The following is a 19,049-nucleotide window of genomic DNA, read 5'->3' as shown; positions in this document are numbered from 1 at the left end:
CGGCCTTAGCGGCCCTTGGTTTTATCACGTGCAATAAGCTGGCTGGCGATAACCATAACCAGCGACAGAACCAACAAAATGGTAGCCAGCGCGTTAACTTCCGGTGAAACGCCTACTTTAACCATTGAGTAGATTTTTAGTGGCAGAATTTCATAGCCAGGTCCGGTAACGAATGATGAGACAACGACATCATCCATCGACAGGGTAAAGCTCAGTAACCAGCCTGCAGCTACCGCAGGCATGGCCAGTGGTAGAATAATTTTGCGCAAAATAGTCACTTCACTGGCCCCCAGATCCTTCGCTGCCTCAAGCATACGCACGTCAAATCCTTTCAGGCGCGAGTAAACTGTCACTACCACAAAAGGCAGGCAGAAGGTGATATGCGAGAACAGCAGTGACCAGAAGCCGAGTTGGATCCCGATCAGCATAAACAGCACCAGCAGTGAAATCGCCATTACGATATCTGGTGACATCATCACCACAAACAGCATGCCGCTGACAAACGGTTTGCCGCGAAAACGATAGCGATAAAGTGCAACTGCCGTCAGTGAACCAATCAGGGTCGCAAATGTTGCAGATAACACGGCCATGGTCAGTGAATGCTGCGCTGCCTGCAACAGGCTGTCATTATTCATCAACAGGCCATACCATTTGGTGGTAAAACCTTGCCAGTTGATGCCAAAGCGCGAGCTGTTGAAAGAGTTCACAATCAAAATAATGATTGGAATGTACAGATACGCGTAGATTGCGGTCATAAAACCGCCGCGAAGCAGTCGACCGATCATTCGAGTTCCACCTTCTTGTTCAGTAGGCGGGAAGCACGCCAGTATATCAATAGCATCAGCCCCATCACGATGGTCAGAGTAATGCTGGTAGCTGCACCAAATGGCCAGTCGCGGATATTCAGGAACTGAACTTTAATCACGTTACCAATTAACAGGTTTTTCGCGCCGCCCATTAGATCGGAAACGTAAAACAGTCCCATCGCGGGCAGCATAACCAGCAGACAACCAGCGATAATCCCCGGCATGGTCAGCGGAATAATGATGCGGGTAAAGGTCTGAAATTTGCTTGCTCCCAGATCGCGTGCCGCTTCCAGTAGTGGCTTGTCCAGCTTCTCAATGCTGGAGTAGAGCGGCATCACCATAAACGGCAGCAGGATGTAAACCAGACCGATAATTACTGCACTGGGGGTAAACATGATGCGAATTGGCGTGTCAATCACACCGAGCCATAGAAGAAACTCGTTGAGATAGCCTTTGGTGCTGAGAAAAATTTTGAGTCCATAGATGCGAATTAACGAGTTGGTCCAGAATGGAACAATCAGCAGGAACAGTAGCAGTGGCCGAACTTTTTCTGGCAGCTTTACTAAAAACCAGGCAAAAGGATAGCCGAGCACAAGACAAGCAAGTGTGGCAATTAGCGCCATATTGAGGGAGTGAACCAGTACCTCAAAATAGAGCGGATCGAGTAGACGAGCGTAGTTTTCCAGCGTAAAGACCATTTTGACGAAATTTGCATCGTCTCGGGTCAAAAAGCTGGTGCCAATGATCATCAGGTTGGGCAGAAAGACAAATAACACAAGCCAACCGACAATGGTGACGATCACCACACTCTGGAATTTACTTGTGTTCTTCATCAGCCAGCACGACCTCCCAGCTTTCTACCCAGTTAATGGCCATTTTCTGGTCGAGAGAGTGATCGAAGTCAGGGTCGTCTTCGTTGAAGAATTCACTGACCATCACCATCTTGCCATTTTCCAGTTCGACAACTGACTCCAGCGTCATGCCTTTGTAGTTGCGCTCGCGCACGTAGCCGATAAGTCCTTCGATATGATTATCATCATTGATCTCATCAACGCGCAAATCTTCCGGACGCAGCAGGACGTTTAATTTCTGTCCTGGAACAACCGCGAAATTCACATAAATGTTGCACTCGCGACCCTCAACGTTAGCGCGAACGCGCTGTTCGTCCAGACGTTCAATAACGGTCGCATTAAACATATTGATCTCACCGATGAATCCGGCAACGAACAGATTTTTTGGCTCTTCGTAGATTTCACGCGGCGTACCGTCCTGTTCTATACGGCCATCACGCATCACTACGATGCGGTCTGACATCGTCAGAGCTTCTTCCTGGTCGTGAGTGACAAAAACAAAAGTAATGCCGAGCTTACGTTGCAGTGCTTTCAGTTCGTTCTGCATCTGCTTGCGCAGTTTGTAGTCCAGCGCAGAGAGTGATTCATCCAACAACAGCAAACGAGGTTTGTTGACTACCGCACGGGCAATCGCCACACGCTGTTGCTGCCCACCGGAGAGTTGATGTGGTTTGCGCTGGGCAAACTCTTCCAGTTGCACCATACGTAAGGCTTCGGTGACGCGAGGAGGAATGTCAGCTGCGGGGGTCTTCTGCATACGTAAACCGAAAGCCACATTTTCGAAAACGGTCATGTGGGGGAATAACGCATAGCTTTGGAATACGGTGTTCACGTAGCGGTTTTCCGCAGGAACGTGAGTGATGTCCTGGTTGTCTAGCATGATATGACCGGAATCAACCGTTTCCAGACCCGCAATCAGGCGAAGAACGGTCGTTTTACCGCAGCCAGAGGGGCCAAGCAGCGTGAGGAATTCGCCATTGTTGATGGTCAAATCCAGGTTAGAAATCACCTCTTTACCATCGAAACTTTTGCGAATTCCCGCTAATTGCACCAGTGGAGAAAGCGAACGCGGTTGTTTATTCAATTTTTTACTCTGTCCCATGTAAACGCAACGGATTTCTGACCATTGCGGGGTTTGTGGTTGACCACCTTGATGTCTCTTAATGAGGGCCGTTATTCTACGGCAAACCATTGTAATCGCCAATCCTTGTTGCGAATTACTGACTTAGCTTTATATTCAGAAGGATGTCATGGCGAAATATTCTCATTTGCGGGGATAAAAGTGACCTGACGCAATATTTGTCTTTTGTTGCTTATTGATAATGTTGTCACAAAAAGTGAGGGTGACTGCATGGATAAACTACTTGAGCGTTTTTTACACTACGTGTCGCTGGACACCCAATCAAAATCGGGCGTGCGGCAGGTTCCCAGCACCGAAGGACAGTGGAAGTTATTGCAGTTGCTTAAGCAGCAACTCGAAGAGATGGGGCTGATTAACGTTGCATTGAGCGACAAGGGAACGTTGATGGCAACGTTGCCCGCTAACGTGGCAGGTAATATTCCCGCTATCGGTTTCATTTCCCATGTGGATACCTCACCGGATTTCAGTGGCAAAAACGTCAATCCGCAAATCGTTGAAAACTACCGTGGCGGCGATATTGCGCTAGGTATTGGTGATGAGGTTCTGTCGCCGGTGATGTTCCCGGTGCTGCATCAACTTCTGGGGCAGACGTTGATTACCACAGACGGCAAAACGTTACTGGGAGCTGATGACAAAGCGGGCGTGGCGGAAATCATGACCGCGCTGGCCGTACTGATACAGAAAAACATTCCGCATGGTGATATTCGCGTGGCCTTTACGCCTGACGAAGAGGTTGGCAAAGGAGCAAAGCATTTTGATGTTGCAGCCTTTGATGCGAAATGGGCTTATACCGTTGACGGTGGTGGCGTGGGTGAGCTGGAGTTTGAAAACTTCAATGCGGCATCGGTCAATATCAAGATCGTCGGCAATAATGTGCATCCTGGCACGGCAAAAGGGGTAATGGTGAATGCGCTGTCGCTGGCAGCCCGCATTCATGCTGAAGTTCCAGCCGATGAAAGCCCGGAAACCACTGAGGGTTATGAAGGTTTTTATCACCTGGCAAGCATGAAAGGTACGGTTGATCGGGCGGATATGCACTACATCATCCGTGATTTCGACCGCAAACAGTTTGAAGCACGTAAACGTAAAATTATGGATATCGCCAAAAAAGTCGGCAAGGGGTTACACCCGGATTGCTATATTGAACTGGTGATAGAAGACAGTTACTACAATATGCGCGAAAAAGTCGTTGAACATCCACATGTTCTGGATATTGCACAGCAGGCGATGCGTGATTGTGATATTCAGCCGGTGTTGAAACCCATTCGTGGCGGCACCGACGGCGCGCAGCTGTCGTTTATGGGATTACCATGTCCGAATCTGTTTACTGGCGGCTACAACTATCATGGTAAACATGAGTTTGTGACGCTGGAGGGAATGGAAAAAGCAGTGCAGGTGATCGTGCGTATTGCGGAATTGACCGCAAAACAGCAGTAAGTTTATCTGTAGATGCCGGATGACGGCTGACGCCTCATCCGGCATGACGACAACAATTATCCTTCGAAGAACCAGTACCCGCTGTTTACCAGTGCAGCAAGCATTGCAAGGAAAGAGGGATCTTCCAGCGCATCATCGAAGTTTTCGGCTGTCAGCACAATATGGTTGGCCAGCGCCTCAAGGGCAGGTCGATGCGGAGAGTCAATTTTTTCACCGTTAGCGTAGACATCATCACCTACACGTAATACGCGCAATCCACCGAGACGCACCAGCACATCACCCTGTTTCAGGGCATCATAGATTTCGTCTGGCTGATAAGGCGGCTCTGGTGGGGCGATATCCAGCTCGTGACGAGACTGGGAAATAAACTCGCCAAACCACTGTTTAAAATGTTCAGGCTGGTTAATCAGCCCAAGCATCATTTCGCGCAGTTTGTCCATTTCCTGCGGCAGAACATCCGCCGGATGATCACGGGCTGGCAGATCCGGGTCGCTGTAGTAAGTGCTACCCAGCTCGCGTTGCAGAACGTAATCAGCAAATCCGCTGATAAGCTCCCGGGTATTGGGCGCGCGAAAACCTACCGAATAATTCATCGCGTTTTCCAGCGCATAACCTTCGTGCGGGAATCCTGGTGGAATATACAGAATATCGCCAGGCTCCAGCTCTTCATCAATAATGGCTTCAAACGGGTCGACCTGTAGCAGGTCCGGGTGCGGACAATGTTGCTTGAGCTGGAGTTTTTCACCTACACGCCAGCGACGGCGACCAGTACCCTGAATAATAAATACATCATACTGATCCAGGTGCGGGCCCACGCCGCCACCAGGTACCGAAAAGGAGATCATCAGATCGTCGATACGCCAGTCCGGTAACTCCCGGAAAGGGCGCATTAGCGCAGCGGTGGGTTCGTGCCAGTGATTGACAGCCTGCACCAGTAGCGACCAGTTGTTTTCGCCAAGGTGGTCATAGCTCTCAAAAGGACCGTGGCTAACCTGCCATTTACCATCCTGATGGCTGACAAGTCGACTGTCTACTTCGCTTTCCATTGCCAGGCCAGCCAGTTCGTCAGGGGAGAGCGGATCAATAAAATTGTTAAAACCACGCTTTAAGACCACAGGGCGCTTTTGCCAGTGGCGTTCAAGAAAATCGGGCCAGTTGAGGTTTAATTGGTATTCCATAATGAGCATCCGCAGGCTGTTAGTTGCTCCGATTATAACGGATGCTTAACCAGATAAGTGATGTCTGCACATAAATATTACAAACAGCTTACTCGTCGTTTTGCCCCGGATGCTGACGGCCAAAAATAACTTCCATTCGTGCACCGCCTAACAGGCTGTCACCGGCGATAATTTGTCCGTCATATTGTTCGGTAATTTCACGGGCTACCGCCAGCCCCACGCCCTGACCTGGTCGTAACGTATCAACACGCTGACCGCGATCAAATACGATTTCACGCTTGCTTTGTGGTATTCCTGGACCGTCGTCTTCAACCAGAATATGCAGGCGGTCCTCCGACAGTTGCGCTGAAATTTCGACGAACTCCAGGCAGTATTTACAGGCGTTATCCAGGACGTTACCCATCACTTCGACAAAATCATTCTGCTCGCCAACAAAGCTGATTTCGGGTGAGATATCGAGACTGATATTGACGCCTTTGCGCTGATACACCTTATTGAGGGCGGATGTCAGTTTATCCAGTAAAGGGGCAACAGGGTGCAGTTCGCGGCTGAGGAGAGCGCTACTGCCTCGCATACTGGCGCGATGCAGGTAATAGCCAATTTGCTGAGAAATACGGCTGATCTGTTCCAGCATAAGGGGTTCCGCATCACTCATGCTCATCTTTTCACTGCGCATAGAGCGCAATGTACTTTGCAATACGGCCAGCGGTGTTTTCAGACTATGCGTGAGGTCGGTTAAGGTAGTGCGGTACTTATCGTAACGTTCACGTTCGCTTTTCAGCAACCGATTGAGGTTGCGTACCAGACTGGTAAGCTCGCGCGTGGTTGCGGGGTTAAGCATCTCACGATGGTGCTCTTCGAGTTCACGGACCTCGCGGGCCAGTGATTCAATGGGACGTAAGCTCCACCAGGCGGCGACCCATAATAGCGGTATGACTAATAACAGGTTGGCTACCAGTACGTAGATAAACCAACTCCAGACCATATACGAGCGCTTCAGCTCAATAGGGATGGTATCGACAACGACAATAGTAAGCTGGGGCATTCTGGCCGTGGCAGGATAAACGTTTACTGCGACGGAGTGGGTCATTTCGGCGTCGTCGTCATCTTCCCGGACTTCTTTAAGCTGCTGCTGTGCTGAATGATCCTCGCTGAGTAACGTGCTGGTAGCATTGACGTTGGCTTCAATCTCATGGAAGCCATTGGTTTTTAACCAGTCAGGACGAATGCTTTGTATCAGCCAGGGGACATCGCGTTGCGCCCATAGCAACTTGCCGTTTTCATTATAAATCAGCGACATTGTAGGGCTTTGCATATCGAGATTTTCAGGCAGTTCGACGTTTATCTTACCGTTTTCCCATTTCGCAAGGGTGTAGAACAGGTTACTTTCACCGCGCAACAGGCGGAAGGTTGTCTTATCAAAGCTCAGGCTGTAACCAACTAAAGCGACCATGCCATAGGCCAGAGAGAGCACCAGTACCACGCCTGCAGTAGCCAGCAAAAAGCGTACACGCAGCGATAGCGGGAAAAAATGTCGCAAGAATTTATTCATTAGCGCAGTTCGAAAAGGTATCCCTGACCACGTACGGTGGTGATCACTTCATTCGGATATTGAGCCTGAATTTTTTTGCGCAGACGTCCCATCAAAACATCGATGGTGTGGCTCTCGCGCAGCTCGGCATCCGGATAAAGCTGCAACATCAGCGAATCTTTACTGACCACTTTGCCGTTATTACGGATCAGCGTTTCCATAATGGTGTATTCGAAAGCCGTGAGCTTAATGACTTCGTCATTGACAGACAATTCACGACGTGAGAGATCAACCTGAAAAGGCGGAAGGGAGATAATTTGTGACGCCAGACCGCTGTTGCGGCGCATCAACGCCTGCATTCGCGCCATTACCTCTTCAATGTGAAATGGCTTGGTCACATAGTCGTCAGCGCCTGCGCTGAGCACTTCCACTTTGTCCTGCCAGCCTTCCCGGGCGGTTAATACAAGAATGGGAAGGGAGACTTCACTGCTGCGCCAGCGGCGGATCAGCGACAAGCCATCTTCATCAGGAAGTCCTAAATCGACGATCGCAATATCTGGCAGGTGCTCGTTAAGATAATAGTCTGCTTCCTTTGCATCCTCTGCGTCATCAACCTGGTGGCCTAAATCCTGTAACTGAACTTTCAGGTGGTGACGTAATAATGCATTATCCTCAACAACCAGTACGCGCATCATCGCTGCTCCATTAATTAACGGTATGAATAGTTTAACGCTGATTATGGTGCTGTGGGGATAAACATTTAATAAACCAGAAGGGATGTGAAGCGCCGGATGGCGGCAGGGAAAGCTTATCCGGCATCCGGGGGAGGCAGACAGGCCGGATAAACATAAGCGTCATCCGGCGCAGGAGAGATTATTTCAGCTCATCAACCATGGTGATAGCGCGACCAATATAGTTGGCAGGCGTCATCGCTTTCAGACGAGTTTTCTCTTCTTCTGGCAGTGCCAGACCATCAATAAACTGTTTCATGCCTTCGGCGTCAACACGCTTGCCTCGGGTCAATTCTTTCAGTTTTTCGTATGGTTTTTCAATACCGTAGCGGCGCATTACGGTCTGAATTGGCTCTGCCAGTACTTCCCAGTTATGATCCAGTTCGTCCAGCAGATGGTCACGGTTCACTTCGAGTTTACTCACACCCTTCAGCGTGGACTGATAAGCGATGAGCGCATAGCCAATACCCACACCCAGATTACGCAGGACGGTTGAGTCCGTCAGATCACGCTGCCAGCGGGAAACCGGCAGTTTACTGGCCAGATGCTGTAGCACCGCATTAGACAGGCCCAGATTTCCTTCGGAGTTTTCGAAGTCGATTGGGTTAACCTTGTGTGGCATGGTGGATGAACCAATTTCGCCAGCGATGGTTTTCTGTTTGAAGTGGTTCAGCGCGACATAGCCCCAGACGTCACGATCAAAATCGATCAGGATGGTGTTAAATCGCGCCACGCAATCGAACAGTTCGGCAATGTAGTCGTGCGGTTCAATCTGTGTGGTATACGGGTTCCACTGAATGCCCAGAGAGGTGACAAATTCTTCACTGAACTGATGCCAGTCAACTTCCGGGTAGGCGGCGATGTGGGCGTTATAGTTGCCGACTGCACCGTTGATTTTACCGAGAATTTCCACCTGATTTAACTGGCGATACTGGCGTTCCATACGGTAGGCCACGTTAGCCATTTCTTTGCCCAGCGTAGATGGTGTGGCGGGCTGACCGTGGGTACGGGAGAGCAGGGGAATGTCGCGATACTGCACTGCGAGATCTTTCACTGCGTCGATAAGTTTGCGCCAGTAAGGCAGGATCACTTCGTCGCGAGCGGTTTTTAGCATCAGCGCATGAGACAGGTTATTGATGTCTTCAGAAGTACAGGCGAAGTGGATAAATTCGGCAACTGCGTGCAGTTCCGGGATATCAGCCACTTTTTCTTTCAGGAAATACTCAACTGCCTTCACATCGTGGTTGGTCGTACGCTCAATGGTTTTGATACGCGCGGCATCTTCTTCATTGAAGTTAGCGACGATCGTATCAAGGAAACCGATTGCGTCGGCAGCAAAAGCAGGAACTTCCTTGATCGCTGCGTGCGCGGCCAGTTTTTGCAGCCAGCGTACTTCAACTTGTACACGGAATTTCAGCAAACCGTATTCGCTGAAAATCCCGCGCAGCGCGCTGACTTTATCGCCGTAGCGTCCATCGACAGGGGAAACGGCGGTCAGTGAGGATAATTCCATAGATCACAACTCCGGGGTTAAATGAGCAAGAATTTGTTTTGCCTGAGTGGTCAGGCGATTACGAGAAAACATGAGTTGCAGACGGCCTCCACCAACCTGATGCCAGAGCACAGCGGCACGAATGCCAGCCAGAAGCGAAGCGCGTACTTTTGCCTGTACCTGCGGGCTCTGGAGGATGGCTGGCGAACCTGTTACCTGAATACGCGGACCGAGTGGGCTGATGACGTCAACGTAGATACCCGCCATTGCACTCATTAACGTTTCTGACTGCAAATCAAAATGGTCTAACTGGCGTTGCAAGCCGTTGATACGGTCTCCCAGCGTGTCCATTGCGCCTTTGGCTGCTGACAGCTTACGCTCCAGCACCATCAGGCTTAGTGTGTAGCGAGTGAGTTCCGCATTCAGCCCCTGACGGCTGCTGGCATTAAGTACGCCAAGCAGTGTTTCCAGTCCGAGACGTAAATTGGCTTCGCTACCACCAAATACGCCCAGCGTAGAGCTGGGGTTCATATCGATAACACTGTTCAGTGAAACGTGTAGGGCATCGGCATCACAGTGCCCCTGGTGTGCCAGTTGTTGCACCAGGCGTGCTGACTGGCAAATGCCTGCCAGGGCGAGGGTGATGTCATAATAATTCTTTGCCACGTTCACTGCTTCCTTGTATTAAACCAATAAAATAATTATACCGGCAGAGGCAAGCGCTGCTCGATAATACCGCCGCCGAGGCACACTTCACCGTTGTAAAAGACGGCTGACTGACCCGGGGTTACCGCTGCTACCGGCTCATCAAAAATAACTTCAATACGTTCGTCATCCAGTGCTTTAACGGTGCACGGAATGTCTGTCTGGCGATAGCGGGTTTTCACCGTACAGCGCATTGTGCCGGTAAACGGTTCGCGGTCGACCCAGTGTAATTGCTGTGCGATAAGGCCAACGGACATCAGACGTGGGTGTTCATGGCCCTGCGCGACAATGAGGATATTGTTCTCAACGTCTTTGTCGACCACATACCATGGATCTTCTGTACCTTCTTTCGTACCGCCGATGCCGAGACCTTTACGCTGACCCAGGGTGTGGTACATCAGCCCCTGGTGCTGGCCAATTTCTTCGCCATCAACGGTGATGATTTTTCCTGGCTGAGCAGGAAGGTAACGACCGAGAAATTCGCGGAATTTACGTTCGCCGATAAAACAGATACCAGTAGAGTCTTTTTTCTTCGCGGTAATCAAACCGAGATCTTCGGCAATTTTACGCACCTGCGGCTTGGACAGTTCTCCAACCGGGAACAGGCTTTGTGCAATTTGCTCATAACCGAGAGTATAGAGGAAATAGCTCTGGTCTTTATTACCGTCGAGGCCACGCAGCAGGCGGCTTTTGCCGTCCACATCCGCGCGGCGAACGTAGTGACCGGTGGCGATGTAGTCAGCACCTAAATCTTCAGCGGCAAATTCAAGGAAGGCTTTAAACTTAATTTCTTTGTTGCACAGAATATCCGGATTCGGTGTACGACCCGCTTTGTACTCCTCAAGAAACAACTCAAAGACGTTGTCCCAATATTCTGCAGCAAAGTTTACGGTATGCAGCTCAATGCCGAGTTTGTCACAGACAGCCTGTGCATCCGCAAGATCGGCGGCCGCTGTACAGTATTCCTCACCATCGTCCTCTTCCCAGTTCTTCATGAACAGGCCTTCTACCTGATAACCCTGTTGTTGCAACAGCCAGGCAGAAACGGAGGAGTCGACACCGCCGGACATGCCGACGATCACTTTTTTTGGGCTTTCAGACATAGGAATACTCACGACATTGAACTTCAAGGCGGCATATTCTAGCACGCAGCCCTTTACTTGACACCCTCTGTAAACGGCCAGTTAAATTCACCGATCATTGTTAGTGGGTACCGTTGTCCGCTCTGATAACAGCGGATACTCTCAGCAACCAACGGAGACCGCAGGTTTGGCGCAGTGATGATCTCTTCCGCGCTCACCCAGCGACAGCAGTCTATATCGCTGTCATGAGGTTCAGTAGCGCACATATTGGCAAGCTCAATAGCGAACAGAAAACGCAAAAAGGGTGTTTTGTCAGGCGCGATCCACTGATGCATGCGAATGAAGTGTTGCGGCTGTGCCTGAATGCCGGTTTCCTCCCACAGCTCGCGCGCGGCAGCTTGTACCAGGGTTTCATCCGCCTCCAGATGTCCGGCTGGTTGGTTCCACAACGCTTTACCGTTGATGGTCTCCTCAACGACTAAAAATTTATCTTCTGCATGCACAATACAGGCTACGGTGACGTGCGGTTTAAACATGGTTCACCTCTTATTCTTCTTTAAAGCCTTCAGCTACATCTGGCCAGCTAATTTCGCCAGTGGCTTTATCGATACTGATATAGGCCATCGGAGGGGATGTTTGTGGATCGGCTGCACCTCGGCATAACTCCGTTTGATGGTCTTCGCGAACGATAATCTCAATTGCGTTCTTAGCATTCCAGCTCTCATAAAAAACACATTGATAGTCATGGCGCAAATCGAGGGTAGCGACTCGTGTCGCTTTATCCGTAGATAATGGATTAATGTCGTCACGATAGCGGTCACCCTTGTTTAAAGGTTGCAGCTGTGATTTTTTTAACCAGCCGCGTACGATATGGCGATCGGCGGTGTAGTAGACTACTTCAATAAAATCATCTTTTGACTCTTCCTGAGCAGAAACGATGTCGCCGGGAATCAGGAAGGTGGAGCGGCTCCGACACTGCTCATCCGGCATCGAATAGAATCCTGCGCGCGTGCTGCCGTTTATCTGATAAAGGTTACTTGCGGCTGGGGGCATCTTTTCGCGCTGTGACATCGCTTTATTTGCCCACGCCTCACATGCTGGGCTCACAGGTAGCGGATTAGTTAACGGTGCGAGCCCATCTACTGTGACCCAACCGGTAGCGAAGGTGCCGTTTGTGTCCCGATAACGGACATAACGAAAGGGTTCGTCTTTGGAAAGCATGCCTGTGCTTTCATAACGCTGCGAACTTCTCAGCACCTCTACTGTGTCGCTATTGACCAAAAAAGCGGGAAGCTGGCATTTGCTGGCTGGAGCGGAGTAGAAATGCAGCCTGGACCCAGTGTCCACTTTAGCAGAGGCGTAAAGATAATTTGCCTCTCCTGCCGCGATTCCGGCTATTCCTTCACAATCCTGCTTTGCATAGCAAAATGGTGATATGCCGCACAGCATCAACGTTGCAATGATCCGTTTATCCATGATGTTGTTTCTTCCCTGTTAATGGTTGCATTAAGAGACGATGCTATGGCTGCACTTCCCGCCATTCACCGTTAGCAAGGCTTTCCAGGGTGTAGTTGCCCATCGCATAACGGATCAGACGCAGCGTAGGGAAACCAACGTGCGCCGTCATACGCCTCACCTGGCGGTTACGACCTTCATACAAAGTGATTTTCAACCAACTGGTGGGAATATTTTTCCGTTCGCGTATAGGCGGATTTCTTGGCCACAACCACTCTGGTTCTTCAACAATCTCAATGCCCGCTGGTAGCGTTGGGCCATCGTTGAGCGTCACACCATTGCGCAGGGCCTCCAGGGCTTCCGGTGTTGGTTCACCTTCTACCTGGACGTAATAGATTTTTCCGGTGCGCTTGCCCGGTTGTGTCAGACGGGTCTGTAGTGCTCCATCATTAGTTAGCACTAAAAGTCCTTCGCTGTCCCGATCTAAACGGCCAGCGGCATAGACACCCTGTACAGGAATAAAATCTTTTAACGTTCTTCGGCCCGCTTCGTCAGTAAATTGCGGCAAAACATCGTAGGGTTTATTGAACAAAACCACGCGTTTTGGCTGGTTTTCTTTACGCTGTTTAGTGACTTGTCGTGAGCTGAATCGCTCAACCCGGTGATTTCTAAAAGAAGTTTTTTGCATGGTATTTTCAGATTATATCAATTGCCGCATTATAGCCTAAGAACGAGTGTCTTTCATGGCGGCGAACAATAGGGTAGTATTGACACGCTCATTACAAATCATTAACAAAAGTTGCTCTAACGCATCCGTGTAGCAGGACGCAAACGCACATGCAGCGTGATGACAGACGAGCAGAACCAGAAGCGCTCGAAGGAGAGGTGAATGGAAAGCAAAGTAGTTGTTCCGGCGGAAGGTAAGAAGATCACCCTGCAAAACGGCAAACTCAACGTTCCTGAAAATCCGATTATCCCGTTCATTGAAGGCGACGGTATCGGCGTTGATGTAACCCCACCGATGATTAAAGTAGTCGATGCTGCTGTCGAGAAAGCCTATAAAGGCGAGCGTAAAATCTCGTGGATGGAAATCTACACCGGCGAGAAATCCACCCAAGTCTACGGCCAGGATGTCTGGCTGCCTGCTGAAACCCTTGATCTGATTCGTGACTACCGTGTTGCCATCAAAGGCCCACTGACTACGCCAGTTGGCGGCGGTATTCGCTCTCTGAACGTAGCACTGCGCCAGGAACTTGACCTGTACGTTTGTCTGCGTCCGGTACGTTACTACCAGGGCACCCCAAGCCCGGTTAAGCATCCTGAACTGACCGATATGGTCATTTTCCGTGAAAACTCTGAAGACATCTACGCAGGTATCGAGTGGAAAGCTGACTCGGCTGATGCTGAGAAAGTGATTAAATTCCTGCGCGAAGAGATGGGCGTGAAGAAAATTCGCTTCCCGGAACATTGCGGCATTGGTATCAAGCCGTGTTCTGAAGAAGGAACCAAACGTCTGGTTCGTGCAGCGATTGAATACGCCATCGCTAACGACCGTGATTCTGTTACCCTGGTACACAAAGGTAACATTATGAAGTTCACCGAAGGCGCGTTCAAAGACTGGGGTTACCAGTTAGCGCGTGAAGAGTTCGGTGGTGAACTGATCGACGGTGGCCCGTGGGTTAAAATTAAGAACCCGAAAACTGGTAAAGAGATCGTGGTTAAGGACGTTATCGCAGATGCGTTCCTGCAACAGATCCTGCTGCGTCCGGCTGAGTATGACGTTATCGCCTGTATGAACCTGAATGGTGACTATATCTCCGATGCACTGGCTGCACAGGTTGGTGGTATCGGTATCGCTCCGGGTGCAAACATCGGTGACGAATGCGCACTGTTCGAAGCAACCCATGGTACCGCTCCGAAGTATGCAGGCCAGGATAAAGTGAACCCAGGTTCAATCATCCTGTCTGCTGAAATGATGCTGCGCCACATGGGTTGGGTAGAAGCGGCCGACCTGATCGTTAAAGGTATGGAAGGCGCGATTAACGCCAAGACCGTGACCTATGACTTCGAACGTCTGATGGACGGCGCTAAGCTGCTGAAATGTTCAGAGTTTGGTGACGCGATCATCGAAAACATGTAATGCGGTAATTTGTTAAATTCATTAACGGGAGCTTAATGCTCCCGTTGTTTTTGTTAGGCTGCTAACGGTTATCAAAATTTTATCAAAATAAGTTATCAAAACTTCCTGGTAGTTTGGGGGAGGTTGGTCGGTCAGATGGAAGTTCTATTGCCAGGTTCCCATTAGGCATTCCTCAGCTTTTTATTATTTCTGGTGCACGCTCGTTAATATTTAGGTCCGTTCTGTGCCAGTTGCGGACGTTAATGACATTCATATGTTCTATAAAACGAGGAGTACTTATTACGGGCATTCCCCTGACGTTGCAGGTATTAGTGATGATTTTTTATATACTCAACAAAAGCCTGAAATGCTGCGGAGGCATATTTTCGATTGGAATAATAAAGATAGAAGCCGGGAAGATCTGTCAGCCAATCCTCAAGTAATGAAACGAGTTTGCGACTGTGTATATGGGGTTCAGCCATTTCATACAACACGTAGCTGATACCAGCGCCATTCAGTGCGAGACTTAGTGCAACATCGAGGTCATTTACCTCAAGCATTCCCTTCACATTAATCTCAATGCGCTCGTTATCTCGACCAAATTGCCACTGATAGCTGCGCCCACCAGGATAGCGAAACTGGATACAGGAGTGATTCAGAAGATCCTGAGGCTGCTTTGGGCTGGTATGCGTTTGGAGGTATTCTGGGCTTGCCACAACGGCGTAACGAACAGGCTGACCAAGTGGGATAGAAATCATGTCTTTTTCGATGATATCACTCAGCCTCACTCCGGCGTCGTATTCACTACTCACAATATCAACCAGATTATCGTCCTGAATTATTTCCACTCTGACGTCGGGATAGTCCTTGTTAAACCCAGCAACCAAAGGGGCGAGTCGGTAACGCCCCCCCAGCCTGACCGCGTTAATGCGTAGCGTGCCTATGGGTGTGGCACGATAATCATTTATTGCTTCAATGGCATCCATCGCATGATTGAAAAGTGGGGAAAGCGATTCAAATAATTTATGCCCGGCATCCGTTAGAGATACGCTGCGAGTCGTGCGATTAAATAATCGTACCTTTAATCGTTCCTCGAGCTGGCGGATCGAATGACTCATTGCCGAAGATGTCACGCCTGCGGCTTCTGCTGCCAACCGGAAACTACGAAAAGTTGCTACTGCGATAAAGGGTTCAAAATCGGAAATTTTAACATTCATTGCTGATTTAAACTCACTAACTCATAAAAATTAATGAGCTTAATTAAAGTTTATTTGTGTTCTAAAGTCACCTCATCAGCAACGTTAAATGAGGAAATATGATGAATTTCAAACTGACACAGCAGATTTTTATTGCCGGCGGATATGGGATGATAGGCAGTAATCTGGCCACCCAGCTGCGGACGCGTTTTCCGGATGCGAAATTAATCCTGGCAGGCCGCTCGCCGCAAAATGGCGAAAAACTTGCGGCCCAGTTGGGAAACGCCATGACTGTTTGTCTTGATTTGATGAGCGGGGAGCTTCCGCCGCTTGTATCGACTTCACAGCTTATTATCAGCGCCGTACCCGATCCAAAACATACGCTAGGTGAATACGCTATTCGCAACAATATTGCTTTTATTGATATTACGGTAGGGACTGCCGACGGCTATGCACCTCTACTGAACATGGCGCTGCTCCATCATGCGACTTCGCCGATCGTACCATTAGGTTACTATGAGGCGGGAATGTTTTTACCGCTGGTTGATAAACTTGCCAGCCAGTTTAATTCTGTTAAACGTGTACAGCTGACCGCAGTGCACGACCCAGAAGATCCTATAGGTAAAGTCACTGAAAAAGAGCTTAATCAGGCGATAGCTCCTGCATTTGTACGGGAAGATGGTATCTGGGGTTATACCGCTGAGCAGAGTAACATTTGCCTTATCAGTGGTGAATGTGTCGAGACTACGCCGTTTGGTATCCTGGATGTCAGCGCTATTGCGGCAATGACTCGTGCTGACAATATCAGGCTGGATGTCGCCGTGGGGACTTCAGAGGGTAAGAGAAATGCCACTCAAGCGTCGGTAGAACTGTATGTTGATATACAGGGTGTTAACGTGTCAGGCGCTTCAGAGTCCAAACGAATTATCGCTTCAGACCCACAAGGACAGGCGCATTTCACAGCCCTTGGCGTTACTATCGTCATCGAAGCGCTACTCAAAAGCCCATTGACCGGTTTTATGTTGCCAGAGCAAATAATGGATCAAGAGGCGGCCTTCACAGCGATGCAGGATGCAGGTGTCGTATTGATTACGGCCTAACCAGTTTTCGTACTCGTCATTTATGAGTTTTGATTCGTACAAAGACAAACTCATACCTACGGGGATTGATGCCAGTAAAAACACTTCAAGTAAGTCGTACTTACCAGAAGTAACTTATATCCCTCGATAGGACTTTATTCAACGTATGCTTCTCGCTCATAGCGGATCTATACGGCTGTATGGCTTTAGCATGGTAGGCATTGAGAGTTGCCATTAGCGGTAACCATTTTGAATGGTCGGGTGGTTGTATTTACCCAAAAACGGTTATCAAAACCCTAAAACATATATTGATCATCAGTGGGTTATGAGAGTCCCAATAGTCAGTGAGATATATGAAAATTGGTTAAATTATACTTTAATATCATATTGTTGTGATTGAACAATCTAACTACTTCACCGACATATGGGTAGAAGTGGCTGACCTGATCGTTAAGGATATGGAAGGCGCGATTAACGCGAAATCTATAACCTATAATTTCGAATGTCTGATGGACGGCAGCTAAGCTGCTGAAATGTTCGAGTTTGGTGACGCGATCATCGAAAAACATGTAATGCGATAATTTGTTAAATTTACTAACGGGAGCGTAACGCTCCCGTTGTTTTGGGTTAGGCTGCCAAAGGTTATCAAAATAAGTTATCAAACCCCCGCAGTAGTTTGGGGGAGGTTGGATGGTCAGATGGTAGTTATACCGTCAGGTTTCAGTTAGATATACCTCAATTTTTTTTGCGGTTATTACTGGTGGATGTTCGTTAATATTCAGCTCCATTCTTGCCTGGAGCGGACGTTGTTTTTGATAGTTTTGCAAGAAATTAATTGTCATTTATCTGTGAATGACAACATATTTTGGGTTGTTTCTTACTATTTCCTATACTTACTTAGTAATGTTATAAATTAAAGAATAACTTTTGCCAAAGCGAAACCTACTGGGACTGCAGTCAATATAGAAATGCAACCTGGCAAAAAGAATGGATGATTAATTATCTTAGATCCATTCCACCGATTACTTAAAAAAGATCCTGTATCATCAGTTGCAATTGCAAATGCAGTTGTTGGGTAAATATTAGTGAGATAAAGCGCGCTAACAGCGACGAAACTAGCTAATATTGCGTCAGCGCTAATGCCAATAGAAGCAGCAATAGGCATTAATAAAGCACATGTAGCACCCTGGCTGAACAACATTGCGCTGGTACAGAAAAAAACTACCGCCAGTAGTCCTGGATACATACGTAACATATCACTAGCTTGTATTTTTATCTCGTCGATATGGGCGCCAATAAGTGTGCTGCTTAACCATACAATACCTAACACCACAACCAGTGATTCAGCACCAGATTTAAATATAGGTGAGTTCTTCAGTTCTTTCATGTCTAGTTTACAGATAAAAATAATTAGCGTGGAAACTATAAACATAGTAATGATTATTAGATCACGGGAGTTAATTGTATGTCCGATAACCGATTTAAACATCAACATGCAAACAACAAATACAACACCTACCAGGAATATTACTACCGAGGATTTAGCACTGGCGGGGATTTTACAGCTGGTATGTTTATTTATAACGACTTTATTTTCCTGCATGATTTTTAGGCAAACGGGATCGTTAGCCAGACTTTCACCTTGTCTGCTGGCGATGAAAGCTGCGATCAACATAGCAAAAAAAGCGGTGGGAAAAACAATCAACATAGCATCACCAAAACTGACTCCCATTATCTCCACGGTGCCATACATAATTGCCGTGGCTGCAGAGATTGGTGAGGCTGTAATACCTAGCTGTGAAGCTACAACGGCAGAGCTTAATGGTTGGCTGGGTCTAATGCCGTTATCTTTTGCAACTTCCTGAATCACATTCATGACCGACATGGCGGTATATCCCGTACCGGAAAGTACAGTCAGGATAAAGGTCACTGTTGGCGCGAGAATATTTAGGTAACCTGGGTTATTGCGTAATAATTTCTCTGTCAGAGTTACTAAATAATCCATTCCACCAGCCTGTTGCATTGCAGAGAGCGCAACAATAGTAGATAGAATAATGAGCATGACGTCGACAGGTGGAGTACCAGCCGGAACATCAAAAATAAAAACTGAAATTGCTAATCCGATCCCGCCAGCAAACCCTACGCCAATTCCCCCCCAACGGGCGGCAAGCATGATAGTTCCCAGCAATAACACGATATGTAACATCACCATAAAATTGACCTGTTTTTATTTATAATTCTCACAA

Annotated in this window: 17 protein-coding genes and 1 pseudogene; 4 read left to right on the top strand and 14 right to left on the bottom strand. The window is 48.5% G+C overall.

Going from position 1 to position 19,049, the window contains the following annotated elements; all coding sequences use genetic code 11:
• Positions 1–5: 5 nt before the first annotated feature.
• From potC to potA, 3 genes are read right to left on the bottom strand one after another with little or no spacing between them, the layout of a single operon-like run.
• On the bottom strand, positions 6–785 hold the full coding sequence (gene potC / locus OGX98_RS09960) for a spermidine/putrescine ABC transporter permease PotC (protein ID WP_003030794.1): 780 nt from the start codon (positions 783–785) through the stop codon (positions 6–8).
• Positions 782–1,639 (bottom strand): spermidine/putrescine ABC transporter permease PotB, encoded by an 858-nt coding sequence (potB, locus tag OGX98_RS09955; RefSeq protein ID WP_045441829.1) that lies wholly within the window; start codon positions 1,637–1,639, stop codon positions 782–784. Before potB ends, potC begins: the two co-directional genes overlap by 4 nt.
• A complete protein-coding gene (potA, locus tag OGX98_RS09950) occupies positions 1,623–2,759 on the bottom strand; it encodes a spermidine/putrescine ABC transporter ATP-binding protein PotA (protein ID WP_045441837.1) in 1,137 nt (378 codons plus the stop codon). Before potA ends, potB begins: the two co-directional genes overlap by 17 nt.
• Positions 2,760–3,008: 249 nt before the next feature.
• Here potA and pepT point away from each other — a divergent pair, with 249 nt between their 5' ends.
• Complete coding sequence (gene pepT, locus OGX98_RS09945; protein WP_048221637.1) at positions 3,009–4,235, top strand: peptidase T; 1,227 nt, start codon at positions 3,009–3,011, stop codon at positions 4,233–4,235.
• 56 nt (positions 4,236–4,291) lie between these two features.
• On the opposite strand, the gene roxA is transcribed toward pepT, so the two are convergent.
• From roxA to rluE, 9 genes are all read right to left on the bottom strand, one after another.
• The gene (gene roxA / locus OGX98_RS09940; protein ID WP_045441843.1) at positions 4,292–5,413 is read right to left on the bottom strand and encodes a [50S ribosomal protein L16]-arginine 3-hydroxylase; all 1,122 of its coding nucleotides are present in this window, start codon (positions 5,411–5,413) and stop codon (positions 4,292–4,294) included.
• A gap of 88 nt (positions 5,414–5,501) precedes the next feature.
• Positions 5,502–6,965: a two-component system sensor histidine kinase PhoQ gene (gene phoQ, locus OGX98_RS09935; RefSeq protein WP_045441845.1), complete on the bottom strand. Its 1,464-nt coding sequence runs from the start codon at positions 6,963–6,965 to the stop codon at positions 5,502–5,504.
• The gene (phoP, locus tag OGX98_RS09930; RefSeq protein ID WP_045449570.1) at positions 6,965–7,636 is read right to left on the bottom strand and encodes a two-component system response regulator PhoP; all 672 of its coding nucleotides are present in this window, start codon (positions 7,634–7,636) and stop codon (positions 6,965–6,967) included. The genes phoQ and phoP overlap by 1 nt, the downstream gene beginning before the upstream one ends.
• A gap of 181 nt (positions 7,637–7,817) precedes the next feature.
• Positions 7,818–9,188 carry an adenylosuccinate lyase gene (purB, locus tag OGX98_RS09925; protein WP_045441847.1) on the bottom strand — a complete coding sequence of 457 codons (1,371 nt, stop codon included), beginning with the start codon at positions 9,186–9,188 and terminating at the stop codon, positions 7,818–7,820.
• A gap of 3 nt (positions 9,189–9,191) precedes the next feature.
• A complete protein-coding gene (gene hflD, locus OGX98_RS09920) occupies positions 9,192–9,833 on the bottom strand; it encodes a high frequency lysogenization protein HflD (RefSeq protein ID WP_045449571.1) in 642 nt (213 codons plus the stop codon).
• A gap of 35 nt (positions 9,834–9,868) precedes the next feature.
• The gene (mnmA, locus tag OGX98_RS09915; protein ID WP_045441850.1) at positions 9,869–10,975 is read right to left on the bottom strand and encodes a tRNA 2-thiouridine(34) synthase MnmA; all 1,107 of its coding nucleotides are present in this window, start codon (positions 10,973–10,975) and stop codon (positions 9,869–9,871) included.
• A 53-nt stretch (positions 10,976–11,028) separates the two neighbouring features.
• Positions 11,029–11,490, bottom strand: coding sequence for an NUDIX hydrolase (locus OGX98_RS09910; RefSeq protein ID WP_225760774.1), 462 nt, complete (start codon positions 11,488–11,490; stop codon positions 11,029–11,031).
• A 10-nt stretch (positions 11,491–11,500) separates the two neighbouring features.
• On the bottom strand, positions 11,501–12,430 hold the full coding sequence (locus OGX98_RS09905) for a lysozyme family protein (protein WP_286595226.1): 930 nt from the start codon (positions 12,428–12,430) through the stop codon (positions 11,501–11,503).
• 43 nt (positions 12,431–12,473) lie between these two features.
• On the bottom strand, positions 12,474–13,097 hold the full coding sequence (gene rluE / locus OGX98_RS09900; RefSeq protein WP_225760776.1) for a 23S rRNA pseudouridine(2457) synthase RluE: 624 nt from the start codon (positions 13,095–13,097) through the stop codon (positions 12,474–12,476).
• 201 nt (positions 13,098–13,298) lie between these two features.
• Here rluE and icd point away from each other — a divergent pair, with 201 nt between their 5' ends.
• Complete coding sequence (icd, locus tag OGX98_RS09895; protein WP_198904455.1) at positions 13,299–14,549, top strand: NADP-dependent isocitrate dehydrogenase; 1,251 nt, start codon at positions 13,299–13,301, stop codon at positions 14,547–14,549.
• A gap of 308 nt (positions 14,550–14,857) precedes the next feature.
• Here icd and OGX98_RS09890 read toward each other — a convergent pair whose 3' ends face one another.
• The gene (locus OGX98_RS09890) at positions 14,858–15,745 is read right to left on the bottom strand and encodes a LysR family transcriptional regulator (RefSeq protein WP_045441863.1); all 888 of its coding nucleotides are present in this window, start codon (positions 15,743–15,745) and stop codon (positions 14,858–14,860) included.
• A gap of 98 nt (positions 15,746–15,843) precedes the next feature.
• On the opposite strand from OGX98_RS09890, the gene OGX98_RS09885 reads away from it, so the two are divergent.
• Together OGX98_RS09885 and OGX98_RS24060 are read left to right on the top strand one after the other, a co-directional pair.
• A complete protein-coding gene (locus OGX98_RS09885) occupies positions 15,844–16,824 on the top strand; it encodes a Rossmann-fold NAD(P)-binding domain-containing protein (protein ID WP_286595225.1) in 981 nt (326 codons plus the stop codon).
• A gap of 404 nt (positions 16,825–17,228) precedes the next feature.
• Positions 17,229–17,384 (top strand): annotated as a pseudogene (locus tag OGX98_RS24060) (NADP-dependent isocitrate dehydrogenase); the annotation flags it as partial.
• Between the two features lie 332 nt (positions 17,385–17,716).
• On the opposite strand, the gene OGX98_RS09875 reads toward OGX98_RS24060, so the two are convergent.
• Positions 17,717–19,015, bottom strand: a complete 1,299-nt coding sequence (locus tag OGX98_RS09875; protein ID WP_286595224.1) for an anaerobic C4-dicarboxylate transporter — start codon at positions 19,013–19,015, stop codon at positions 17,717–17,719.
• Positions 19,016–19,049 lie beyond the last annotated feature (34 nt).

The organism is Citrobacter sp. Cm046, assembly GCF_030333065.1.
Taxonomy (GTDB): Bacteria; Pseudomonadota; Gammaproteobacteria; order Enterobacterales; family Enterobacteriaceae; genus Citrobacter; species Citrobacter murliniae.
Note: the sequence above shows the minus strand (reverse complement) of the source record. Positions and strands in the feature narration are given on the sequence as shown.